Origin of the sequence: Pseudomonas sp. NPDC088414, assembly GCF_044753325.1 — a bacterium.
GTDB lineage: Bacteria > Pseudomonadota > Gammaproteobacteria > Pseudomonadales > Pseudomonadaceae > Aquipseudomonas.
Genome location: NZ_JBIVMY010000029.1, coordinates 26,130 through 47,359 on the forward strand (window position 1 = coordinate 26,130; position 21,230 = coordinate 47,359).

General features: G+C 57.0%; 18 protein-coding genes and 1 pseudogene. 15 read left to right on the plus strand and 4 right to left on the minus strand.

The features are described 5' to 3' along the window. The first annotated feature begins 35 nt into the window (after positions 1–35). From ACIP8I_RS21130 to ACIP8I_RS21160, 7 genes are all read left to right on the plus strand, one after another. Positions 36–1,634 carry an ABC transporter substrate-binding protein gene (locus ACIP8I_RS21130; protein ID WP_400763635.1) on the plus strand — a complete coding sequence of 533 codons (1,599 nt, stop codon included), beginning with the start codon at positions 36–38 and terminating at the stop codon, positions 1,632–1,634. Between the two features lie 174 nt (positions 1,635–1,808). Then, positions 1,809–3,221, plus strand: coding sequence for an OprD family porin (locus ACIP8I_RS21135; protein ID WP_007966699.1), 1,413 nt, complete (start codon positions 1,809–1,811; stop codon positions 3,219–3,221). Between the two features lie 78 nt (positions 3,222–3,299). Then, a complete protein-coding gene (locus ACIP8I_RS21140) occupies positions 3,300–4,895 on the plus strand; it encodes an ABC transporter substrate-binding protein (protein ID WP_400763638.1) in 1,596 nt (531 codons plus the stop codon). A gap of 73 nt (positions 4,896–4,968) precedes the next feature. Then, positions 4,969–5,979: an ABC transporter permease subunit gene (locus tag ACIP8I_RS21145; RefSeq protein ID WP_007953665.1), complete on the plus strand. Its 1,011-nt coding sequence runs from the start codon at positions 4,969–4,971 to the stop codon at positions 5,977–5,979. A gap of 11 nt (positions 5,980–5,990) precedes the next feature. Then, a complete protein-coding gene (locus ACIP8I_RS21150) occupies positions 5,991–6,917 on the plus strand; it encodes an ABC transporter permease subunit (protein ID WP_003221608.1) in 927 nt (308 codons plus the stop codon). Positions 6,918–6,927: 10 nt separating this feature from the next. Continuing rightward, a complete protein-coding gene (locus ACIP8I_RS21155) occupies positions 6,928–7,896 on the plus strand; it encodes an ABC transporter ATP-binding protein (RefSeq protein WP_007966704.1) in 969 nt (322 codons plus the stop codon). Continuing rightward, positions 7,896–8,876 (plus strand): peptide ABC transporter ATP-binding protein, encoded by a 981-nt coding sequence (locus ACIP8I_RS21160; RefSeq protein ID WP_007966705.1) that lies wholly within the window; start codon positions 7,896–7,898, stop codon positions 8,874–8,876. The genes ACIP8I_RS21155 and ACIP8I_RS21160 overlap by 1 nt, the downstream gene beginning before the upstream one ends. 210 nt (positions 8,877–9,086) lie before the next feature. Here the strand turns inward: ACIP8I_RS21160 and ACIP8I_RS21165 are convergent, their stop codons facing one another. The 3 genes and pseudogenes from ACIP8I_RS21165 to ACIP8I_RS21175 all read right to left on the minus strand — a co-directional run. Next, positions 9,087–9,341 (minus strand): hypothetical protein, encoded by a 255-nt coding sequence (locus tag ACIP8I_RS21165; RefSeq protein ID WP_045122146.1) that lies wholly within the window; start codon positions 9,339–9,341, stop codon positions 9,087–9,089. A 157-nt stretch (positions 9,342–9,498) separates the two neighbouring features. Continuing rightward, on the minus strand, positions 9,499–10,728 hold the full coding sequence (locus tag ACIP8I_RS21170) for an MFS transporter (protein ID WP_400763644.1): 1,230 nt from the start codon (positions 10,726–10,728) through the stop codon (positions 9,499–9,501). 127 nt (positions 10,729–10,855) lie between these two features. Beyond that, positions 10,856–10,963: pseudogene (locus tag ACIP8I_RS21175) on the minus strand (hypothetical protein); the annotation flags it as partial. Between the two features lie 415 nt (positions 10,964–11,378). On the opposite strand from ACIP8I_RS21175, the gene ACIP8I_RS21180 reads away from it, so the two are divergent. The 3 genes from ACIP8I_RS21180 to ACIP8I_RS21190 are packed head-to-tail and all read left to right on the plus strand — an operon-like array spanning position 11,379 to position 13,964. Continuing rightward, the gene (locus tag ACIP8I_RS21180) at positions 11,379–12,428 is read left to right on the plus strand and encodes an HD domain-containing protein (RefSeq protein WP_400763647.1); all 1,050 of its coding nucleotides are present in this window, start codon (positions 11,379–11,381) and stop codon (positions 12,426–12,428) included. Positions 12,429–12,453: 25 nt separating this feature from the next. Next, the gene (locus ACIP8I_RS21185) at positions 12,454–13,437 is read left to right on the plus strand and encodes a nucleotidyltransferase domain-containing protein (protein WP_400763650.1); all 984 of its coding nucleotides are present in this window, start codon (positions 12,454–12,456) and stop codon (positions 13,435–13,437) included. A gap of 2 nt (positions 13,438–13,439) precedes the next feature. Further along, positions 13,440–13,964 carry a histidine phosphatase family protein gene (locus ACIP8I_RS21190; protein WP_400763652.1) on the plus strand — a complete coding sequence of 175 codons (525 nt, stop codon included), beginning with the start codon at positions 13,440–13,442 and terminating at the stop codon, positions 13,962–13,964. A gap of 47 nt (positions 13,965–14,011) precedes the next feature. Here ACIP8I_RS21190 and ACIP8I_RS21195 read toward each other — a convergent pair whose 3' ends face one another. Beyond that, positions 14,012–15,595, minus strand: a complete 1,584-nt coding sequence (locus ACIP8I_RS21195) for a peptide chain release factor 3 (protein WP_027610807.1) — start codon at positions 15,593–15,595, stop codon at positions 14,012–14,014. A gap of 357 nt (positions 15,596–15,952) precedes the next feature. Between ACIP8I_RS21195 and ACIP8I_RS21200 the strand changes: the two genes are divergently transcribed. The 5 genes from ACIP8I_RS21200 to ACIP8I_RS21220 all read left to right on the plus strand — a co-directional run bounded on the left by ACIP8I_RS21200 (position 15,953) and on the right by ACIP8I_RS21220 (position 21,194). Further along, on the plus strand, positions 15,953–16,642 hold the full coding sequence (locus ACIP8I_RS21200; RefSeq protein WP_177327464.1) for an ABC transporter permease: 690 nt from the start codon (positions 15,953–15,955) through the stop codon (positions 16,640–16,642). Between the two features lie 21 nt (positions 16,643–16,663). Next, the gene (locus ACIP8I_RS21205) at positions 16,664–17,557 is read left to right on the plus strand and encodes a glycine betaine ABC transporter substrate-binding protein (RefSeq protein ID WP_400763655.1); all 894 of its coding nucleotides are present in this window, start codon (positions 16,664–16,666) and stop codon (positions 17,555–17,557) included. Positions 17,558–17,569: 12 nt separating this feature from the next. Continuing rightward, a complete protein-coding gene (locus ACIP8I_RS21210) occupies positions 17,570–18,223 on the plus strand; it encodes an ABC transporter permease (RefSeq protein WP_329696102.1) in 654 nt (217 codons plus the stop codon). After that, positions 18,220–19,377: a betaine/proline/choline family ABC transporter ATP-binding protein gene (locus tag ACIP8I_RS21215; protein ID WP_003221591.1), complete on the plus strand. Its 1,158-nt coding sequence runs from the start codon at positions 18,220–18,222 to the stop codon at positions 19,375–19,377. The genes ACIP8I_RS21210 and ACIP8I_RS21215 overlap by 4 nt, the downstream gene beginning before the upstream one ends. A gap of 653 nt (positions 19,378–20,030) precedes the next feature. Beyond that, positions 20,031–21,194 carry a type III PLP-dependent enzyme gene (locus ACIP8I_RS21220; RefSeq protein ID WP_003221589.1) on the plus strand — a complete coding sequence of 388 codons (1,164 nt, stop codon included), beginning with the start codon at positions 20,031–20,033 and terminating at the stop codon, positions 21,192–21,194. Positions 21,195–21,230 lie beyond the last annotated feature (36 nt).

The window sequence follows — 21,230 nt, forward strand, 5'->3', positions numbered from 1 at the left end:
ATGCATTGAACACCACAACAAAAAGAGGGAGCGTCATGCGCCATACCTTGGTTTTTTCCGCATTGCTGGGCGCCGGCCTGATGGCCGCCACGTCCGCCAGTTACGCCGCCAGCGACAGCCTGGTGTTCTGCTCCGAAGGCAGCCCGGCGGGTTTCGATACCGCGCAGTACACGACCGCGACCGATAACGACGCTGCCGAACCGCTGTACAACCGCCTGGTCGAGTTCGAAAAAGGCGCGACCAACGTCGTACCCGGACTGGCAACCAAGTGGGATATTTCCGAGGATGGTCTCAAGTACACCTTTCACCTGCGTGAAGGTGTGAAGTTTCATACCACGCCGTACTTCAAACCGACGCGCGATTTCAACGCCGACGACGTGCTGTTCACGTTTAACCGCATGCTCGATCCGCAACAGCCATTCCGTAAGGCTTATCCGACCGAATTCCCGTATTTCAACGGGATGAGTCTGAACAAGAACATCGCCAAGGTCGAAAAGACCGGGCCGCTGACCGTGGAGTTCACGCTCAACAGCGTCGATGCCGCGTTCATCCAGAACATCGCCATGAGCTTCGCTGCCATCCTGTCCGCCGAATACGCCGACAAGCTGCTGACCGAAGGCAAGCCGAGCGATATCAACCAGAAGCCGGTCGGTACCGGGCCGTTCGTGTTCAAGAGCTATCAGAAAGACTCGAACATCCGCTACACCGGCAACCCGCATTACTGGGACCCGAGCCGGGTCAAGCTGAAGAACCTGATCTTCGCGATCAACACCGACGCTTCGGTGCGCGTGCAGAAGCTCAAGGCCGGCGAATGCCAGATCACCCTGCATCCGCGCCCTGCCGACGTCGAAGCGCTGAAAGCCGACTCGAAACTGCAGCTGATTTCCAAGCCCGGCTTCAACCTCGGGTACATCGCCTACAACGTGCGCCACAAGCCCTTCGATCAGCTCGAAGTGCGTCAGGCGCTGGACATGGCGGTGAATAAACAAGGGATTCTCAACGCCGTTTATCAAGGCGCCGGGCAACTGGCCGTCAACGCCATGCCACCGACCCAGTGGTCCTACGACGACAGCATCAAAGACGCCGCCTATAACCCGGAAAAAGCCCGCGAGCTGCTCAAGGCTGCCGGCGTCAAGGAAGGCACCGAGATCACCCTGTGGGCGATGCCGGTACAGCGTCCATACAACCCGAATGCCAAATTGATGGCCGAAATGCTTCAGGCTGACTGGGCCAAGATCGGTCTGAAAGTGAAGATCGTCAGCTATGAATGGGGCGAGTACATCAAGCGCACCAAGAATGGCGAGCACGACATTAGCCTGATCGGCTGGACCGGCGACAACGGTGATCCGGACAACTGGCTGGGCACCCTGTACAGCTGCGACGCGATTGGCGGCAACAACTATTCCATGTGGTGCGATCCCGATTACGACAAGCTGATCAAAGAGGCCAAGGTCGTCACCGACCGCGACCAGCGCACCACGCTCTACAAACAGGCGCAGCAGTTGCTCAAGCAGCAAGTGCCGATCACGCCTGTCGCCCACTCGACGGTCAACCAGCCGTTAAGCGCCCGGGTTGAAGGCTTCAAGGTCAGCCCCTTCGGTCGCAATGTGTTCTCGGGCGTCAGTATCGATTAACCCAACCGATTAGCCGCAACGCTGAGGGGACTGTCTATCCCCTCACGCAAGCGCTTTGCCGAAATTCGCCAATCGGGCCTTTTGCAAACGTTTGCGATGTGTGAATGAGTTCTAAACCAATAACCGGCCAACCCAAAAAAGCCGGCATAAAAAGAAAGTAAAGGAGCTTCACCCATGAAACTGAGCAGCACCGCGATCCTGGCCTTGGCCATAAGCAGCATCACCGCTACCGCTTATGCGGAAGAGCAGAGCCAGGCGTTTACCCCGGTGACCGTCAACGAGAAGAGTGCCCAGGCTGACGCCAAAGGTTTCCTCGAAGGTTCGACCATCAGCGGCACTACCCGTAACTGGTACGCGAACGAGCAACTCAAACGCGGCGGCAAGTTCACTTACCGCAAGGACGGCGTCGCCACCCCGACTGACCGTCGTATCAACTGGGTGCAGGGCACCATCGTCAACTTCAGCTCCGGTTTCACTGAGGGCACCGTCGGTGTCAGCACTGAAATTGCCGCTTACAACGCTGTAGCGCTGGAGCGTAATCGCAAGGATCTGGCCTCCAACAATGGTGGCGCACCGGGTTCACGTCCAGGCGCGGGCAACAACCGTACGCTGACCAAGGAAGGCGGTGACGCTGAAGGCCAGTGGAGCAAACTGGGCCTGGCCAACGTCAAGTTCCGCGTTTCGAACACCACGCTGACCGCTGGTCGTCAGAACTTCAGCACGCCGATCGTCGACACCATCGGCAACCGTGCGCTGCCTTCGAGCTTTGAAGGTGTCAGCCTGCACAGCGAAGAACTGAACAACCTGTCGTTCGACGCCGGCAGCTTCGACCGCGTATCGCCGCGTACCGAAGAAAGCCTGTCCAAGTTTCGCACCGAGTACAGCGCCAACGGCGCCGAGACCGATCGCGTCAGCATCGTCGGCCTGAACTACCAGCCGCTGAAAAGCCTGAAGACCAGCCTGTACGCCTCCAAGGCTGAAGACTTCTGGAACCAGTACTACTTCGGCGCCACCCACGAACTGGGTGACAGTAATGTCCTGAGCCTGACCACCGGCCTGAACTACTACAAGACCGTCGATACCGGCAAGAAAGAGATGGGTGAAATCGACAACGATACCTACTCCCTGTCGTTCGGCCTGACGCATCAGGCCCACAGCCTGACCTTCTCGTACCAGGCCATCAACGGTAACGAGTACTTCGACTACCTGCACGAAACCAACGGCATCTACCTGGCCAACTCCCTGCTGTCGGACTTCAACGGCCCGAACGAGAAGTCCTTCCAGGTCGCCTACGGTCTGAACATGGCCGAATACGGCGTGCCAGGCCTGAAGTTCAACATCTACCAGGCGCGCGGCTGGGGCATCGACGGTACTCATTACACCGGCACTGCGTACGACGTACGCAGCATGGACGGCGAGCACCACTATGAATACGGCATCGGTGCAACCTACGCGGTACAGAGCGGCCCACTCAAGGCGACCACCATCCGTGGCACCTACACGGCTCACCGCGCCAGCGAAAACCAGGCTGACGGCAGCATCAACGAGTTCCGTCTTGTGACCACCGTTCCATTCAACATCCTGTAAAAAACGCCAACCGGCGGCTGACTCATGATGAGTCGGTCGTCCGGTTTTTTGTCTTCAACCGATTGCAGAGGGTTATCGATGAAAATGCTTCCCCTACGTGCAGCCGTCGCGGCTGCGTTGTTGAGCGCCGCCATCGGCGTCTCGGCCAAACCCTTGGTGGTCTGCACCGAAGCCAGCCCGGAAGGCTTCGATATGGTCCAGTACACAACTGCAGTCACTGCCGATGCGGTGGCCGAAACCATCTTCAACCGTCTGGCGGACTTCAAGCCCGGTACCACCGAAGTGATTCCGGCACTGGCCGAATCCTGGGACATCAGTGAAGACGGCCTGACCTACACGTTCCACCTGCGCAAAGGCGTCAAGTTTCACACCACCGAATACTTCAAACCAACGCGCGACATGAATGCCGACGACGTGGTCTGGAGCTTCCAGCGTCAGCTGGACCCGAATCACCCGTGGCACAAACTGTCGAGCGTGGGCTTCCCGTACTTTGAAAGCATGGGCTTCAAGGAACTGCTCAAAAGCGTGGAAAAAGTCGACGACAACACGGTCAAGTTCACCCTGACCCGTCGCGAAGCGCCGTTCCTGGCCGACATCGCCATGGCGTTCTCCTCGATCTACCCGGCCGAATACGCCGACCAGTTGCTCAAGTCTGGCAAAACTGCCGACCTGAACAGCAAGCCGATCGGCACCGGCCCGTTCATCTTCCAGCGCTACGCCAAGGATGCGCAGGTGCGCTTCAAGGCCAACCCGGACTACTTCCGTGGCAAGGCCCCGGCTGACGCGCTGATCCTGGCGATCGCCACCGACAACAACGTGCGCCTGCAGAAGCTCAAGGCCAATGAGTGCCAGATTGCGCTGTATCCGAAACCGGATGACATCCCGAGCATCAAGAAAGACAGCAACCTGAAAGTCGATGAGATGGACGCGATGACCGTCTCGTACATCGCCATGAACACCCAGCACAAATACATGAGTGACGTACGCGTGCGTAAAGCGATCGACATCGCCTTCGACAAGGAAGCCTACGTCAACGCGCTGTTCGGCAAAGGCAACGCCTCGGTGGCGGTCAACCCGTACCCGCCGACGCTGCTGGGCTATAACCACGACCTGAAGAACCCGCCACGCGATCTGGACAAGGCCCGTGCCTTGCTCAAGGAAGCCGGGGTTCCGGAAGGCACCGTGTTTACCCTGTTTACCCGTAACGGCGGCGGCCCGACCAACCCGAATCCGATGCTCGGCGCGCAGATGATGCAGGCTGACCTGGCGAAAGTCGGGATCAAGATCGACATCCGCGTCATGGAATGGGGCGAAATGCTCAAACGCGCCAAGGCCGGCGAGCACGACATGGTGTCGGCCGGATGGGCGGGCGACAACGGCGACCCGGATAACTTCCTGACGCCTATGCTCAGTTGCGAAGCGGCCAAGAACGGCGAAAACTACGCGCGCTGGTGCAACGAGAAATTCCAGGCACTGCTCGACGAAGCACGGGCTAAAGTAGATCCGGCCGAACGCGCGAAGCTCTACGAACAGGCCCAGGTGCTGTTTAATCAGGACCAACCGTGGATCAGCATGGCCCACACCCGGATGTTTACCGCAATGCGCAACAACGTAGAGGGTTATCACATCAGCCCTCTCACAACCAATAACTTCGCCACCACCCAGGTGAAGTAGATAAGAAACTCCCGGCCTCCCTGACCCCAGGGTCGCCGGGCACGCCTAACCGGCTGATGAGGTACCACACAAGATGTTTAGTTTTATTGCCCGCCGACTGGGGTTGTTGATCCCCACGTTTTTCGGCATCACCTTGCTGACTTTCGCGTTGATTCGCATGATTCCGGGCGACCCCGTGGAAGTGATGATGGGCGAACGTCGGGTCGACCCCGAAATGCACGCTCAGGCAATGGAACGCCTAGGTCTGAACAAACCGCTGTATGCCCAGTACCTGGACTACATCGGCAAACTGGCCCACGGCGATCTCGGCGAATCCCTGCGTACCCGTGAAAGCGTATGGACCGAGTTCACCTCCCTCTTCCCGGCGACCCTGGAACTGTCCATGGCCGCTCTGCTGTTCGCCGGCATTCTCGGTCTTCTGGCCGGGGTGATTGCGGCACTCAAGCGAGGATCCCTGTTCGACCATGGGGTGATGGGCATCTCCCTGGCGGGGTATTCGATGCCGATCTTCTGGTGGGGCCTGATCCTGATCATGTTCTTCTCGGTGAGCCTGGGCTGGACCCCGGTGTCCGGACGGATCGACCTGCTCTACGACATCGAGCCGCGCACCGGTTTCATGTTGATCGACACGCTGTTGGCCGATGACATGGGCGCATTCCTCGATGCCCTGCATCACCTGATCCTGCCGGCCATCGTGCTCGGCACCATTCCGCTGGCGGTGATCGCGCGGATGACCCGTTCGTCGATGCTCGAAGTGCTGCGTGAAGACTATATCCGCACCGCCAAGGCCAAAGGCCTGTCGCCGTCGCGCGTGGTGTTCGTGCACGGCCTGCGCAACGCGCTGATCCCGGTCCTGACCGTGGTCGGCCTGCAAGTCGGCACCCTGCTGGCCGGTGCAGTCCTGACCGAAACCATCTTCTCCTGGCCCGGCATCGGTAAATGGCTGATCGAAGCCATCGGCGCCCGGGACTACCCGGTTGTGCAAAACGGCATCCTGTTAATCGCCTGCCTGGTGATTCTGGTCAACTTCGTGGTGGACATCCTCTACGGCTTTGCCAACCCACGCATCCGTCATCAGCGCTGAGGTCAATACCCATGAGCACTCCAACATCCTCAGTAGCCACTTCCGCTCCAAGCGCGGATCAAAGCCTGCTGTACCCGTCACCGTACAAAGAATTCTGGCAAGCCTTCTCCAAGAACAAGGGCGCGGTTGCCGGTCTGCTGTTCATGCTGCTGGTGATTTTCTGCGCGATCTTCGCGCCGTGGGTCGCCCCGCATAACCCGAGCGAGCAATACCGGGACTTCCTGCTGACGCCACCGGCGTGGCTCGAAGGCGGGCAGATGCAGTTCCTGCTCGGCACCGATGAACTGGGCCGTGACCTGCTATCGCGGCTGATCCAGGGTTCGCGCCTGTCGCTGCTGATCGGTCTGTCGTCGGTGGTAATGTCGCTGATCCCGGGGATCCTGCTGGGTCTGTTCGCCGGTTTCTTCCCGAAAATGATCGGCCCGACCATCATGCGTCTGATGGACATCATGCTGGCCCTGCCGTCGCTGCTGCTGGCTGTGGCGATCGTCGCCATCCTCGGCCCTGGCCTGATCAACACCGTGATCGCCATTGCTGTGGTGTCCCTGCCATCCTACGTGCGTCTGACCCGTGCTGCGGTGATGGGCGAACTGAACCGCGACTACGTGACCGCCGCGCGCCTGGCCGGTGCCGGTCTGCCACGCCTGATGTTCATCACCGTGCTGCCCAACTGCATGGCACCGCTGATCGTTCAAGCGACCTTGAGCTTCTCCTCGGCGATTCTCGACGCTGCGGCGCTGGGCTTCCTCGGCCTCGGCGTACAACCGCCAACCCCTGAGTGGGGCACCATGCTGGCCTCGGCCCGCGACTACATCGAACGCGCCTGGTGGGTCGTCAGTCTGCCTGGTTTGACCATTTTGCTCAGCGTGCTGGCAATCAACTTGATGGGCGACGGCCTGCGCGATGCGCTGGACCCGAAACTCAAGAACGCCGCCTGAGGAGATTCCCATGTCACTGCTAGAAATCAAGAATCTCAACGTTCGCTTCGGCGACAAGAACGCCGTTCCGGTGGTCGATGGCCTCGACCTGAAGGTCGACAAGGGCGAAGTCCTGGCGATCGTCGGCGAGTCCGGTTCGGGCAAGTCCGTTACCATGATGGCCCTGATGGGCCTGATCGAGCACCCAGGGATCGTCACTGCCGACGCCCTGAGCTTCGACGGCAAGAACATGCTCAAACTGAGCAACCGCCAGCGTCGGCAGATCGTCGGCAAAGACCTGGCGATGGTGTTCCAGGACCCGATGACCGCGCTCAACCCGAGCTACACCGTCGGCTTCCAGATCGAAGAAGTGCTGCGCCTGCACCTGAAAATGTCCGGCAAGCAAGCGCGCAAACGCGCCATCGAACTGCTGGAAAAAGTCGAAATCCCGGGCGCCGCCAGCCGTATGGACGCTTACCCGCACCAACTGTCCGGCGGTATGAGCCAGCGTGTCGCGATCGCCATGGCGATTGCCGGCGAGCCTAAACTGCTGATCGCCGACGAACCGACCACGGCACTCGACGTAACGATTCAGGCACAGATCATGGATCTGCTGCTGGCGTTGCAGAAAGAACAGAACATGGGTCTTGTGCTGATCACCCACGACCTCGCCGTCGTGGCCGAAACCGCCCAGCGCGTGTGCGTGATGTACGCCGGCCAGGCGGTGGAAGTCGGTCAGGTGCCGCAACTGTTCGACATCCCGGCGCATCCTTACAGCGAAGCGCTGCTCAAGGCGATTCCCGAGCACAGCCTGGGCGCCGCGCGCCTGTCGACCCTGCCGGGCATCGTTCCGGGCCGCTACGATCGTCCGCAGGGTTGCCTGCTGTCGCCGCGCTGCCCATACGTGCAGGACACCTGCCGCGCGCAGCGTCCGGCCCTTGATCCGAAAAGCAACAGCCTCGCACGCTGCTTCTTCCCGCTGAACCAGGAGGTGGCGTAATGGCCGTCGTACTTACCGCCCGCGACCTGACCCGTCACTACGAAGTCTCCCGTGGCCTGTTCAAGGGCCACGCGACCGTGCGCGCCCTCAATGGCGTGTCGTTCGAACTGGAAGCCGGCAAGACCCTCGCCGTGGTAGGCGAATCGGGTTGCGGCAAATCCACCCTCGCCCGCGCCCTGACGCTGATTGAAGAGCCGTCGTCCGGCTCGCTGAAAATCGCCGGGCAAGAAGTCGCCGGCGCCGACAAGGCCCAGCGCAAGCAACTGCGCAAAGACGTGCAGATGGTGTTCCAGAGCCCGTATGCGTCGTTGAACCCACGGCAGAAAATCGGTGATCAACTGGCCGAACCGCTGCTGATCAACACCAACCTGAGTGCCGCCGAGCGTCGCGAGAAAGTCCAGGCGATGATGAAGCAGGTCGGCTTGCGTCCCGAGCACTACCAGCGCTATCCGCACATGTTCTCCGGCGGTCAGCGTCAGCGTATTGCCCTCGCCCGGGCGATGATGCTGCAACCGAAAGTGCTGGTGGCGGACGAACCGACCTCGGCGCTGGACGTGTCGATTCAGGCACAGGTGCTGAACCTGTTCATGGACCTGCAGCAGGAATTCAACACCGCCTACGTGTTCATCTCGCACAACCTGGCGGTGGTGCGTCACGTCGCCGATTCGGTGTTGGTGATGTACCTCGGCCGGCCAGTGGAAATGGGCCCTAAAGAGGACATCTACACCCGTCCCCTGCACCCGTACACCCAGGCCTTGTTGTCGGCAACGCCCACGATCCACCCGGATCCGGACAAGCCGAAAATCAAGATCGTCGGCGAACTGCCCAACCCGCTGAACCCGCCACCGGGCTGCGCGTTCCACAAGCGTTGCCCGTATGCGACCGAGCGTTGCAGCAGCGAAGAGCCGGCCCTGCGCCAGCTCGACAACCGGCAGGTGGCTTGCCACTACGCCGAGCAATTCCTCGACGGCGCCGCTTAGGCAAAACCGGCGACCGACACAAAACCTGTAGGAGCTGTCGAGTGAAACGAGGCTGCGATCTTTTGATTTTCAGCATCAGGATCAAAAGATCGCAGCGTGCCGCAGCTTCTGCAGGGATCGTGTTGATCCGCAAATAACGTGTTAACCCAAACCCCTTCTCCCCCGATTGCGCATCAATCGGGGAAGAAGGGGTTTTCTTTTGCCTGCGCTTTACGACTGGCTGTCGCCGTCGTCATCGTCGGTGTCCGGCTCGTCGGTGGTCGAGTCGTCATCATCCTTGCTGCCGCCCTGATCCTGATCGCCCGGTTCGGATTCCGACTTGGCCAGCATGACCACACCGGATTGTCCGTGGGCGGCATTAAAACCCTGTGGTGGCGTGGCAGAACTCGCCCACGCCGCCGTGGTGCCAAGCGTCAACATCACCAAAACCTTAAGCAACAGCACAACGCGTTGAAAAATGCTCATAGCCATTTCCATCCTTTCGTGGTTGAAGCCTGGGGTGCCGATCCGGCGCTGAATGAAATCTAGTTCCGATCAGCCGGGTTCACCAGATAGGACGCTAACGAGCCCGCGGAAATGCCCCGGCAGGGAAGATCACTTGTGAATAATCCCTATAACCGAATCAGCTAAGCGAGCTGGCTTCTTTGCTGGCGGTCGGCGCATTGGCCTGGGTCGATGAGCGCGTCGCGAGATAGATCAGGGGCAAGGTCAACAACGCCAGCGTCGCGCTCGCAAGCCATACGCTGTGCCCTCCGAAATGCCCATAGAGCTGACCACTCAACACCGGCGACAGCAATGCACTGGCGCTCCAGCTCATGAAAAACAGGCCGAAATACTGGCCGCTTTTGCCGCCCTGCGCATGCCGCATGACCAGCACATTCATCGGCGGCATGAAAAAAGCTTCACCCAACGTCCAGATCACCGTCGACAGACACACGTAAAACAGCCCGGAGCCAAACGGTAACATTCCCAACCCGACCGCCAGCAACACACAGCCCGCCAGCAATTGCCGACGCAGGCCCCAACGCTCGCCCCAATGTGTCAGAGGTATCTGCAGCGCCACCACCAGCATCGCGTTAAGGCCAAACTGCCAGCCGATGGCCTCGGTGCTCAAGTGGTAGTAGTCACGCAGATAGTTGCCCAGCGTGCTGTAGACCGTATCGAACGCCATCCCCAGTAACACCGCCGCACCGAGCAGCCAGAGGAACGCCGTGTCGCGCAACGGTGTGCCAGTGCCAGCCTCGGTCACCTCATCGGGCTCGAGCACTGCACGGCGCCAGGTAGTGCGCACAAACCACAGCAACGCGAGCAACGTCATCGCCGCACTGACAAAAAACACCCAACGGAAATCCGTCTGCGCCAACACCCCGCCGGCAACACCGGCAGCCGCCATGCCGAGGTTTCTTGCAACCCGGCTCAAGGCTTGCGCGCGCGAGCGCTGCGCAGGCTCGCAATACTCCATGATCAGCCGCTGATGCAGCGTTCGAATCGCCCCGTCGAGGGTGCCGCTGAGCAACAGCAAACCGGCCAGCAGCGGCACCTGCGTCACCAGCCCCAACAGGATCAACACCCACACAGAAACAAAGAACAACGCCGCCGTCAGCCGCGCCGTCCGCACATGGTCACTGAGCAAACCACCCAGCATCGAACCGACCAACAACCCGGCACCGTAAGCCGACAACAGCCAGCCCACCGTCTCGATCGCCAGCCCCAGCTCCTGACGCAGATACAGCGCCATGAACAACTTGACCATGCTGCTCAGACGATTGATGAACAGCAACGCCGCCAGTACCCAGGCCATCAGGCTGAAATAGCCGTTGGGGCGCAGCAGATGAACGAGCCTCCCTGTCATTCGATTGCTCCCTTGTTGATCAACCAGACGCGCTGCGTCCGACTTGAATGAGTTCGCATACTTAATCAACACGCAAAAAAAAGCCCACTGTTTTATCAGTGGGCTTTCGGGTGTCGCCAGTCAGCGCTTAGTGGTGCTCACGGGTCGCACGGAATCTCACGTCCGGCCAGCGCTCTTCCATTAATGCTAGGTTGATTCGAGTTGGAGCAAGGTGGGCCAGATGCCCCTTGCCGCCCATCGCTAGGCTTTACATCAGACTGTTGAAGCATTTTTCGATTTTTACGTCACGAAAATCTTCACTCAGGGCCTCCGCCCCCAGACTTCCGACCTGTGATAGGTGCAAGATGATGTGCTACGATTTGGTCGTTATGCGCAAAAAAATGTCCCGATTAAAGATCAATTTTAAATCGATGAAAGCGTCAAATTCACATCACACGGCGTAACCTTTTGATATTTAACACTTTTCACAAATAACCTTCTAAATTTTTCATGATCGTCAAAAAAATGCCAGTAACAATTAATCAGTATTTTGACTGTGGGAGGTGCTTCTCAATGTTTCAAGAAGGAAAGGTCGCTGATTGCGAGTTTTCGGCAATGATTCCTCCCCTGAGCAGCGGCTACCTCTCGGCGGTTGGAAGGTTGAAATCAAAATGAAGCATGATCAGTCTCGAAACCTTCCGCTCTGGTCAGAAAAGTCCGTCAACCAGAACTCCATTGACTATTGGATTGAAAACCTCTCCAAGAACGAATTAGTTACAAAAATATTAAATACAGATGCTTTTCTCCGACTTGAAAATATCTCTTTCCTTGGAGCTCTCGACTATACCTGCAAGACAAAAGGTATCGAAAAACGAGAACGAAGCAGAGCACAACACTCAATATTTGTCGCAGCAATAGCGAACTACGTTGCTAGCAAAAGAAACTACTCAGAAGAGTTAACAAATCACGTAATAGCGGCTGCTCTCCTTCATGACATTGGTCATCCGCCGCTCTCACATAGCGCAGAGCCATTTATAAAAAAATCCCTCGGCTATGGGCATCACGAAGCAGGCGAACAAATTATTACTGGCGAAGTTCCGCTTGGGAAAGAGCTATCAAAAGCATTACACTCAAGCGTCGACATAAACTTCATCTTAAACTTGATCAATGGCGAAGCGGACGCAAATTATGGCGGCGATTTATTCTACAGCTCAATAAATATCGATACAATTGATGGAATACTCAGATCGCACAAATACATTACAGGACTGCGCCCATCTCTAAACCATTTATCAGTTGCGGACGCTTCGTTTTTTGACAACCCAAACAACGAACATGCCATACTCGATGAGTTCTGGTGCATGAAGGAAAGAGTTTATTCCGGCCTCATAAACAATGAACTGGGGCTGCTTTCAGATAAAACAAGCGAAGTCTTTTTCATGCTACTGAAGGACAACTTCAGAGAGGAAGACATTTACACATGCGAAAACGCATGGAAGAAAAAGTACAAAGGGCTTTTCAAAGAATTTAGCAATATTCTAAAGAAAACAGCCATCCCGGAGTGGCTGTTGGAATCAGAGGTAACTTTCATTGACAGGCAATATCTAATAAAAAGAGAAGAAAACAGTAAAAACCGATATAAATGCATTAAACAGACCAAGCTCCATAGCTTTAAGGACACCAAAGAACCTGAAACAACTTCTTTAAGGCTATTTGTATAGCACGATCACATTAAAAAGGAATTTTATGAGCTTTTATGAATTTTTCTCAAATTACCCAGTGCTTAACGACGCTTCAGCCTTTTCAAAGAAAACCGTACAGACAATACGGGAAGAGCTTGATGACGCCTTAAGTGATAGTTCATTCAAAGATAAGATCACAATTATTACTACAGGCTCTTATGGGCGAGGCGAGGCTTCCGAAGCCTCTGACTTAGATTTTTTTGTTTTTTTCGATTCTGGTTTACCTGATGACGTGATAACCAGCGATATAATAAAGGCAAAAGAGGTAATAGAGAGACATGTGACTAAAGCCGTAGGAAGCACGGGAACTTTTGGGGCTGATGCCATTGTAAAATTTAGTGATCTCCTACAAAACATAGGCGGAGAGAAAGATAAAAACCAATCGCTTACGAGAAGAATTTTATTCTTATTAGAAGGAACCTGGCTATACGGCGAAGACCGCGCACTTTATTACAGAGAAGAACTACTTAAACGCTATATAAAAGATATAGATTTAGAAAAGCAAATCTCAAGATTTCTTTTAAACGATATAATTCGATACTACAGAACCATCACAACAGACTTTGAACACAAAGTAACGGAAGACCAAAAATCCTGGGGACTGAGAAATATAAAACTTCGATTCTCTAGAAAATTGCTATATTTTGGCGGCATCATTTCTATAGCCGAAATATCTGACATAGACCGCCACAGTAAAATCACTGAACTTTGCAAAATACTAGACGATGCAATACTAAAAAGAATATATCAAGTTGGCCCAGACAATCAGCACACTGCAAGAATATTTGAAATATATCAGACCTTTCTAGATACTATTTCAAACCAAAAAAACAGAGAGTTGCTGGACAGTGTCACCAAAGAGAACCGAAATAACTGCAGCTTATTTATCGAAATGCGCGATCTTAGCAAGCAATTCTCCCTTACATTGGAAGAGTGGTTGGACGCACAATACCAAAGCCACCCTATTCACCACGCACTACTTTTCTAGCAATGATAATTTTCATTCGTCACGGAGAAACGGAATTCAATATTAATAACTTATGGATGGGCCAGACTGACTTACCATTGAACGAAAACGGCTTTGATCAAGCTCAATTGGCTGGCGAAAAACTAGGTAACATCGCCTTTGAAGCAATCTACACCAGCCAACTAAAGCGAGCACACTCAACAGCGTTAACGATCCAGAGAATGCAAGCAGGCCATCCCCAGGTCATAATAGAAAGCCGGTTCCAAGAGCGAGGATTTGGTGATTTCGAAGGATTAGAAAAAACCTTCGAAAGGAGGAAAAAACTCGAATTCGCAATCGGTGTAGAAACAATAAACTCCTTAAAAAGTCGATTATTGTCTGGATTTAAAGATATACCACTAGAGAAAGACATATTAATTGTCTCTCATTCAGCTGTATTTCGCTGCCTGATCGAAAACTTACAGTTTTCCACTGGCGCAAGCGTGACTCAACTGGGGAACGGAGAGTTTACAACTATCATCCCACCCAAACATCTTCATATGATGTAGGAAGTTCAAATACTGCGAGCCCTAGAGCTCGCAGTATTTCAATGGTATTAGTGGTGCTCACGGGTCGCCCGGAACTTCACATCCGGCCACCGCTCTTCCATCAACGCCAGGTTAACCCGCGTTGGCGCCAGGTAGGTCAGGTGCCCACCGCCATCCAATGCCAGGTTCTCCACCGCCTTGTTGGAAAACTCCTCAAGCTTCTTCTTGTCGCTGCATTCGATCCAGCGCGCGGAATAGACAGTGATCGGCTCATACGAGCACTCGACCTTGTATTCCTCCTTCAAACGGCTGGCGACCACATCGAACTGCAGCACACCCACGGCGCCGAGAATGATGTCGTTGCTGCGCTCCGGGAAGAACACCTGCGTCGCGCCCTCTTCAGCCAACTGCTGCAGACCCTGACGCAATTGCTTGGACTTCAGCGGATCACGCAGACGCACACGACGGAACAGCTCCGGGGCGAAGTGCGGAATACCGGTGAAACCGAGGACTTCGCCTTCGCTGAAGGTGTCGCCGATCTGGATCGTGCCGTGGTTGTGCAGACCGATGATGTCGCCGGCGTACGCCTCTTCCAGCTGTTCACGCTCGGAAGAGAAGAACGTCAGGGCGTCGCCGATGCGAACGTCCTTGCCGGTACGCACGTGGCGCATCTTCATGCCTTTCTCGTACTTGCCGGAGCAGATACGCATGAAAGCGATGCGGTCGCGGTGTTTCGGGTCCATGTTCGCCTGGATCTTGAAGATGAAGCCCGAGAACTTCTCTTCCACCGGCTCCACGGTACGCTCGTTGGCGACACGGGCCAGCGGACGTGGCGCCCAATCAACCACAGCATCAAGCACGTGATCGACACCGAAGTTGCCCAGTGCGGTACCGAAGAACACCGGGGTCAGTTGACCGTCGAGGAATTCCTGCTGGTTGAACTCGTGGCAGGCGCCCTGCACCAGTTCCAGCTGTTCGAGGAAGCGATCGTACTCGTCGCCCAGGTGCGCGCGCGCCTCGTCGGAGTCGAGCTTCTCGATGATCTTGGTTTCGGTGCGTTCGTGACCGTGACCGGCGGTGTAGACAATGATGTAGTCGTCGGCCAGGTGGTACACGCCCTTGAAGTCGCGGTAGCAACCGATCGGCCAGGTGATCGGCGCTGCCTTGATCTTCAGAACGGCTTCGATTTCGTCGAGCAGTTCGATCGGGTCGCGGATGTCACGGTCGAGTTTGTTGATGAAGCTGACGATCGGCGTGTCACGCAGACGGCAGACGTCCATCAGGGCGATGGTCCGTGGCTCAACGCCTTTACCGCCGTCGAGCACCATCAGCGCCGAGTCGACCGCCGTCAAGGTGCGGTAGGTGTCTTCGGAGAAGTCTTCGTGGCCCGGGGTGTCGAGCAGGTTGATCATATGCTCGCGATACGGGAACTGCATGACCGACGTGGTAATGGAAATACCCCGCTGCTTCTCCATCTCCATCCAGTCGGATGTCGCATGGCGGTCGGATTTACGGGATTTCACCGTGCCGGCCACTGCAATCGCCTTGCCCATCAACAGGAGCTTTTCGGTGATCGTGGTTTTACCGGCATCGGGGTGGGAAATAATGGCGAAAGTGCGGCGTTTCGCGACTTCGGCGGCCTGGTTGGTCATGGGAAATCGCCTGGCGGTGATTCAAAAAAGGGCCGCGATTATAGCCCAAGTCGATGCAATAACCGAACCGTTGAGCACATTAAGGGTGGCCAAATGCTGCCCCGGATGGGAACCTTTTAAAGCACGGAGACGTCCATCCCCTGTTACGACATTTCGTCAGGGGCTGAAAAATCAGCAAGTTAGCCTGACGAGGCTGCGCTCATGGCTCGCTTTCAGACCGCTTTGCCGGCCCTGAAAAACGGCTACTTTTCGCGAACGACGCTCCCGGCGGCCAGGAATGGCATGCCACACGGGACTGCGCTCGCCGACTACAAAAAAAGGAGTCCGCCTGTGGCTATCCGCTATGGCAAAGGGCTGATGGGAGGTGCGGTGGTGATCGCGCTCCTGGCCCTGCTGGTTCACTGGATCGGCATCAACACGATCGAACACTACCGCGACGATTTGTTGTTTTACCTGCAAGCTCATCTGATTCTCGTCCTCGCTTCAATGCTGGCCGCCCTGGTCGTGGGCATCCCCGCCGGTATCTTTCTCAGTCGCCCGACCATGGTCGGCCGCGCTGAACGCTTCATGCAGATCTTCAATATCGGCAACACCGTGCCACCGCTGGCCGTACTGGCGATTGCCCTGGGGATTCTCGGCATCGGTAGTGGTCCGGCAATCTTCGCCTTGTTCCTCGCCTCACTGTTGCCGATTGTGCGCAACACCTACGAAGGCCTGAAAAACGTCCAGGGTTCGCTCAAGGAAGCCGCCGTCGGCATCGGCATGACCCCGCGTCAGGTGCTGTGGAAAGTCGAATTGCCCAACGCCGTGCCGATCATTATCGGTGGCGTGCGCGTGGCACTGGCGATCAACGTTGGCACCGCGCCGCTGGCCTTCCTGATCGGCGCCAACAGCCTCGGCAGCCTGATCTTCCCCGGCATCGCCCTGAACAATCAGCCGCAACTGCTGCTCGGCGCTGCGTGCACCGCGCTGCTGGCCCTGCTGCTCGATGGCGTGGTCACCCTCGCCAGCCGTCTCTGGCTGGAACGCGGTTTGCGTCCGTCTTAAGGCTTTTGCGAAGGAATACTTATGAAACGACTTAGCTTGATCTTGGGTTGCGTGCTGCTGTTCGCAGGAATCGCGCAAGCCGCCGAGAAGCCGGTGATCCGCCTCGGCGCCCGGGTCTTCACCGAGCAGACCCTGCTCGCGGAAATCACCGCGCAATACCTGCGCAGCAAAGGCTACGACGCGCAGATCACCGGCGGTCTGGGCAGCAACCTCGCCCGCAGCGCTCACGAAAGCGGACAACTGGACATGCTCTGGGAATACACCGGCGTGTCGCTGGTGGCCTACAACCATGTCACCGAGAAACTCGACAGCGAGCAGTCCTACGCCCGAGTCAAAGAACTCGACGCGAAAAAAGGCCTGATCTGGCTGACCCCGTCGAAATTCAGCAACACCTACGCCCTCGCCCTGCCGAAAAAAGTCGCCGAGCAATATCCGCAGATCAACACCATCAGCGAGCTGAACAAGGTGCTGCGCGATGAGGCGAAGACCAATCACCTGGTGGCGCTGGACACCGAGTTCGCCAACCGCTCCGACGGTCTGGACGGCATGGTCAAGCTCTACGACATGAACCTGACCCGCAACAACATCCGGCAGATGGACGCAGGGCTGGTCTACACCGCGCTGCGCAACGGCCAGGTGTTTGCCGGTCTGGTCTACACCACCGACGGCCGCTTGAATGCGTTCGGCCTGAAACTGCTGGAAGACGACAAGCACTACTTCCCCGACTACACCGCCGCGCCGGTGGTGCGTCAGGCCTATCTGGATGCGCACCCGCAACTGGCCGAGCAGCTCAAGCCGCTGGCGCAACTGTTCGACGACGAAACCATGCGCCAGCTCAACGCGCGGGTCGACGTCGATCACGAAAGCCCATCGAAAGTGGCCGCGGATTTCCTGCGCCAGCATCCACTCAATTAAGGAGGAAAAGTCATGGAATTTCTCAACGCCTTTTCCCACCTCGACTGGCAGCAGGTGATGCACCTGACCTGGCAGCACATCACCCTGGTCGGCATCGCCGTGACCCTGGCGATTCTTATCGGCGTGCCACTGGGCATTCTGATGACCCGCTTCCCGGCTCTCGCCGGGCCTTTGCAGGCCAGCGCCACGGTGCTGCTGACCGTGCCGTCGATTGCCCTGTTCGGCCTGCTGCTGCCGTTCTATTCCAGGTTCGGCCAGGGCCTCGGGCCGATGCCGGCGATAACCGCGGTGTTCCTTTATTCACTGCTGCCGATCATGCGCAACACCTACCTCGCCCTGACGGGCGTCGAACCGGGCATTCGTGAAGCCGCACGCGGTATCGGCATGACCTTCGGCCAGCGCCTGCGCATGGTCGAGCTGCCGATTGCAGTGCCGGTGATCCTCGCCGGGGTGCGCACCGCCGTGGTGATGAACATCGGTGTGATGACCATCGCCGCCACCATCGGCGCCGGTGGCCTCGGCGTGCTGATCCTCGCCTCCATCAGCCGCAGCGACATGTCGATGCTGATCGTCGGCGCGCTGCTGGTCAGTCTTCTGGCGATCTTCGCCGACCTTCTCCTGCAGTGGCTGCAACGTACGCTGACTCCAAAAGGACTCCTCAAATGATCGAACTTCAAAACCTCAGCAAGACCTTCCAGAGCAACGGCAAAGACGTCAAAGCCGTGGACTCGGTGAGCCTGACCGTCAATGAAGGCGAAATCTGTGTGTTCCTCGGGCCATCGGGTTGCGGCAAAAGCACCACGCTGAAAATGATCAACCGTCTGATCAAGCCGACCTCGGGCAAGATCCTGATCAACGGCGAAGACACCACCGACCTCGACGAAGTCACCCTGCGCCGCAACATCGGCTACGTGATCCAGCAAATCGGCCTGTTCCCGAACATGACCATCGAAGAGAACATCGTCGTGGTGCCGAAACTGCTCGGCTGGGACAAACAGAAATGTCACGACCGTGCTCGCGAACTGATGAGCATGATCAAGCTCGAACCCAAGCAGTATCTGCATCGCTATCCGCGTGAACTGTCCGGCGGCCAGCAACAGCGCATCGGCGTGATCCGCGCACTGGCGGCGGATGCGCCGCTGTTGCTGATGGACGAGCCGTTTGGTGCGGTCGACCCGATCAACCGCGAGATGATCCAGAACGAGTTCTTCGAGATGCAGCGCGCGCTGAACAAGACTGTGATCATGGTCAGCCATGACATCGACGAGGCGATCAAGCTCGGTGACAAGATCGCAATTTTCCGCGCCGGCAAACTGCTGCAGATCGATCATCCGGACACCCTGCTCGCCCATCCGGCAGACGACTTCGTCAGCAACTTCGTCGGCCAGGACAGCACCCTCAAACGCCTGCTGCTGGTGAAAGCCGAAGACGCGGCGGACAACGCGCCATCGGTCAGCCCGGAAACTCCGGTGGCCGATGCGCTGGAATTGATGGACGAACATGACCGCCGCTATGTGGTGGTCACCTGTGCCGAGAACAAAGCGCTGGGTTATGTACGTCGTCGCGACCTGCACCGCCAGACCGGCACCTGCGCGCAGTATTTGCGCGAATTCAACGCCACGGCGGCGTACGACGAACATCTGCGCATCCTGCTGTCGCGGATGTACGAGTTCAACCGTTCGTGGCTGCCGGTGATGGATGCCGAGCGGGTGTTCCTCGGTGAGGTGACGCAGGAGTCGATTGCGGCTTACCTGAGCTCGGGGCGTTCGCGCGGGATGAAGACCAATATCGTCTCGCCGGCTGAGGCCGTGGTCGCCTGATCGATAAAAAGGTCGTACACCGAACCTGTGGCGAAGGAGCTTGCTCCCGCTGGGTTGCAAAGCGGCCCTGCTTTTAAAAAAAAAGCGGGGACTGCTGCGCAGTCCAGCGGGAGCAAGCTCCCTCGCCACAGGTTTTTTGTGTTTTCAAAGACTGGAAAAGAATATCAACACCGAGGTGGGCTCTGGCACTGCTGGACCACCTGCCACATTTATCAAAATCCTCCTCACATCCACCTCTCGCCGCCAACGTCGCCGATGTTGCGCCGATCACACTTACCCACGACTTCGCCGACAAAAGCTGCGAACGTGCAGGTATTTTTAACACTTCAAAAATCGCAGGGAACATCTGTCCGTCATCTCGGTCGGCTACAAAGAGTGATATCCGCGACGTACGTCAGAAGCGTGCAGAAACGCGACATTTTTAGTTGATCTCAGGCCCCTCACGCCCTAAAGTTCGCGCCGAACGTCCATGCTGGAAACGATCCATCCGGCTCAAGTACTGACGACGAGACAGCAAGGCCAAGGGCAGTTACGCCCGTGGCCTTTTTGCTTTCGGCGACATGCCTTGGGAAGTAGGCGAACCAAAGTGGGGATACGGAGGACGTTCATTTACACCCATGTTTTTACCCGTTTGCCCATAGGAGCACTCCAGCATGTCGATCCAGGTCGAAGACTATTTCGCGCGCGAAACCTTTCAGAAAATGAAGGCGTTCGCCGACAAACAGGAAACCCCGTTCGTGGTGATCGACACCGCGATGATCAGCCAGGCCTACGATGACCTGCGCGCCGGTTTCGAATTCGCCAAGGTCTACTACGCGGTCAAGGCCAACCCGGCCGTCGAGATCATCGACCTGCTCAAAGAGAAAGGCTCGAGCTTCGACATCGCCTCCATCTATGAGCTGGACAAAGTGCTGAGCCGTGGCGTCAGCCCGGATCAGATCAGCTACGGCAACACCATCAAGAAGTCCAAGGACATCCGCTACTTCTTCGAGAAGGGCGTGCGTCTGTACGCCACCGACTCCGAAGCCGACCTGCGCAACATCGCCAAAGCTGCACCGGGCTCGAAAGTCTATGTGCGCATCCTCACCGAAGGCTCGACCACCGCCGACTGGCCACTGTCGCGCAAGTTCGGCTGCCAGACCGACATGGCCATGGACCTGCTGATCCTCGCCCGTGACCTCGGTCTGGTGCCTTACGGCATCTCCTTCCACGTCGGTTCGCAACAGCGCGACATCAGCGTCTGGGACGCGGCGATCGCCAAGGTCAAAGTGATCTTCGAGCGTCTGAAAGAAGAAGACGGCATTCACCTGAAACTGATCAACATGGGTGGCGGCTTCCCGGCCAACTACATCACCCGCACCAACAGCCTGGAAACCTACGCCGAAGAGATCATCCGCTTCCTGAAGGAAGACTTCGGTGATGACCTGCCGGAAATCATTCTCGAGCCGGGCCGTTCGCTGATTGCCAACGCCGGCATTCTGGTCAGTGAAGTGGTGCTGGTCGCGCGTAAATCGCGCACTGCTGTCGAGCGTTGGGTGTATACCGATGTGGGCAAGTTCTCCGGCCTGATCGAAACCATGGACGAGGCGATCAAGTTCCCGATCTGGACCGAGAAGAAAGGCGAGATGGAAGAAGTCGTCATCGCCGGCCCGACCTGCGACAGCGCCGACATCATGTATGAGAACTACAAGTACGGTCTGCCGCTGAACCTGGCCATCGGTGATCGTCTGTACTGGCTGTCGACCGGTGCTTACACCACCAGTTACAGCGCTGTTGAATTCAATGGCTTCCCGCCGCTGAAATCGTTCTACGTGTAAGCGTCGCCGCCGAAACGCAAAAAGCCCATGACGTGT

What these genes read in the sequence shown, in the direction of transcription:
- ACIP8I_RS21195 (WP_027610807.1), bottom strand. Translation starts at nt 15,595, where the DNA reads ATGACCAACCAGGCCGCCGAAGTCGCGAAACGCCGCACTTTCGCCATT.
- ACIP8I_RS21220 (WP_003221589.1), top strand. Translation starts at nt 20,031, where the DNA reads ATGTCGATCCAGGTCGAAGACTATTTCGCGCGCGAAACCTTTCAGAAA.
- ACIP8I_RS21210 (WP_329696102.1), top strand. Translation starts at nt 17,570, where the DNA reads ATGGAATTTCTCAACGCCTTTTCCCACCTCGACTGGCAGCAGGTGATG.
- ACIP8I_RS21200 (WP_177327464.1), top strand. Translation starts at nt 15,953, where the DNA reads ATGGGAGGTGCGGTGGTGATCGCGCTCCTGGCCCTGCTGGTTCACTGG.
- ACIP8I_RS21170 (WP_400763644.1), bottom strand. Translation starts at nt 10,728, where the DNA reads ATGACAGGGAGGCTCGTTCATCTGCTGCGCCCCAACGGCTATTTCAGC.
- ACIP8I_RS21145 (WP_007953665.1), top strand. Translation starts at nt 4,969, where the DNA reads ATGTTTAGTTTTATTGCCCGCCGACTGGGGTTGTTGATCCCCACGTTT.
- ACIP8I_RS21180 (WP_400763647.1), top strand. Translation starts at nt 11,379, where the DNA reads ATGAAGCATGATCAGTCTCGAAACCTTCCGCTCTGGTCAGAAAAGTCC.
- ACIP8I_RS21150 (WP_003221608.1), top strand. Translation starts at nt 5,991, where the DNA reads ATGAGCACTCCAACATCCTCAGTAGCCACTTCCGCTCCAAGCGCGGAT.
- ACIP8I_RS21135 (WP_007966699.1), top strand. Translation starts at nt 1,809, where the DNA reads ATGAAACTGAGCAGCACCGCGATCCTGGCCTTGGCCATAAGCAGCATC.
- ACIP8I_RS21140 (WP_400763638.1), top strand. Translation starts at nt 3,300, where the DNA reads ATGAAAATGCTTCCCCTACGTGCAGCCGTCGCGGCTGCGTTGTTGAGC.
- ACIP8I_RS21185 (WP_400763650.1), top strand. Translation starts at nt 12,454, where the DNA reads ATGAGCTTTTATGAATTTTTCTCAAATTACCCAGTGCTTAACGACGCT.
- ACIP8I_RS21215 (WP_003221591.1), top strand. Translation starts at nt 18,220, where the DNA reads ATGATCGAACTTCAAAACCTCAGCAAGACCTTCCAGAGCAACGGCAAA.
- ACIP8I_RS21190 (WP_400763652.1), top strand. Translation starts at nt 13,440, where the DNA reads ATGATAATTTTCATTCGTCACGGAGAAACGGAATTCAATATTAATAAC.
- ACIP8I_RS21155 (WP_007966704.1), top strand. Translation starts at nt 6,928, where the DNA reads ATGTCACTGCTAGAAATCAAGAATCTCAACGTTCGCTTCGGCGACAAG.
- ACIP8I_RS21165 (WP_045122146.1), bottom strand. Translation starts at nt 9,341, where the DNA reads ATGAGCATTTTTCAACGCGTTGTGCTGTTGCTTAAGGTTTTGGTGATG.
- ACIP8I_RS21130 (WP_400763635.1), top strand. Translation starts at nt 36, where the DNA reads ATGCGCCATACCTTGGTTTTTTCCGCATTGCTGGGCGCCGGCCTGATG.
- ACIP8I_RS21160 (WP_007966705.1), top strand. Translation starts at nt 7,896, where the DNA reads ATGGCCGTCGTACTTACCGCCCGCGACCTGACCCGTCACTACGAAGTC.
- ACIP8I_RS21205 (WP_400763655.1), top strand. Translation starts at nt 16,664, where the DNA reads ATGAAACGACTTAGCTTGATCTTGGGTTGCGTGCTGCTGTTCGCAGGA.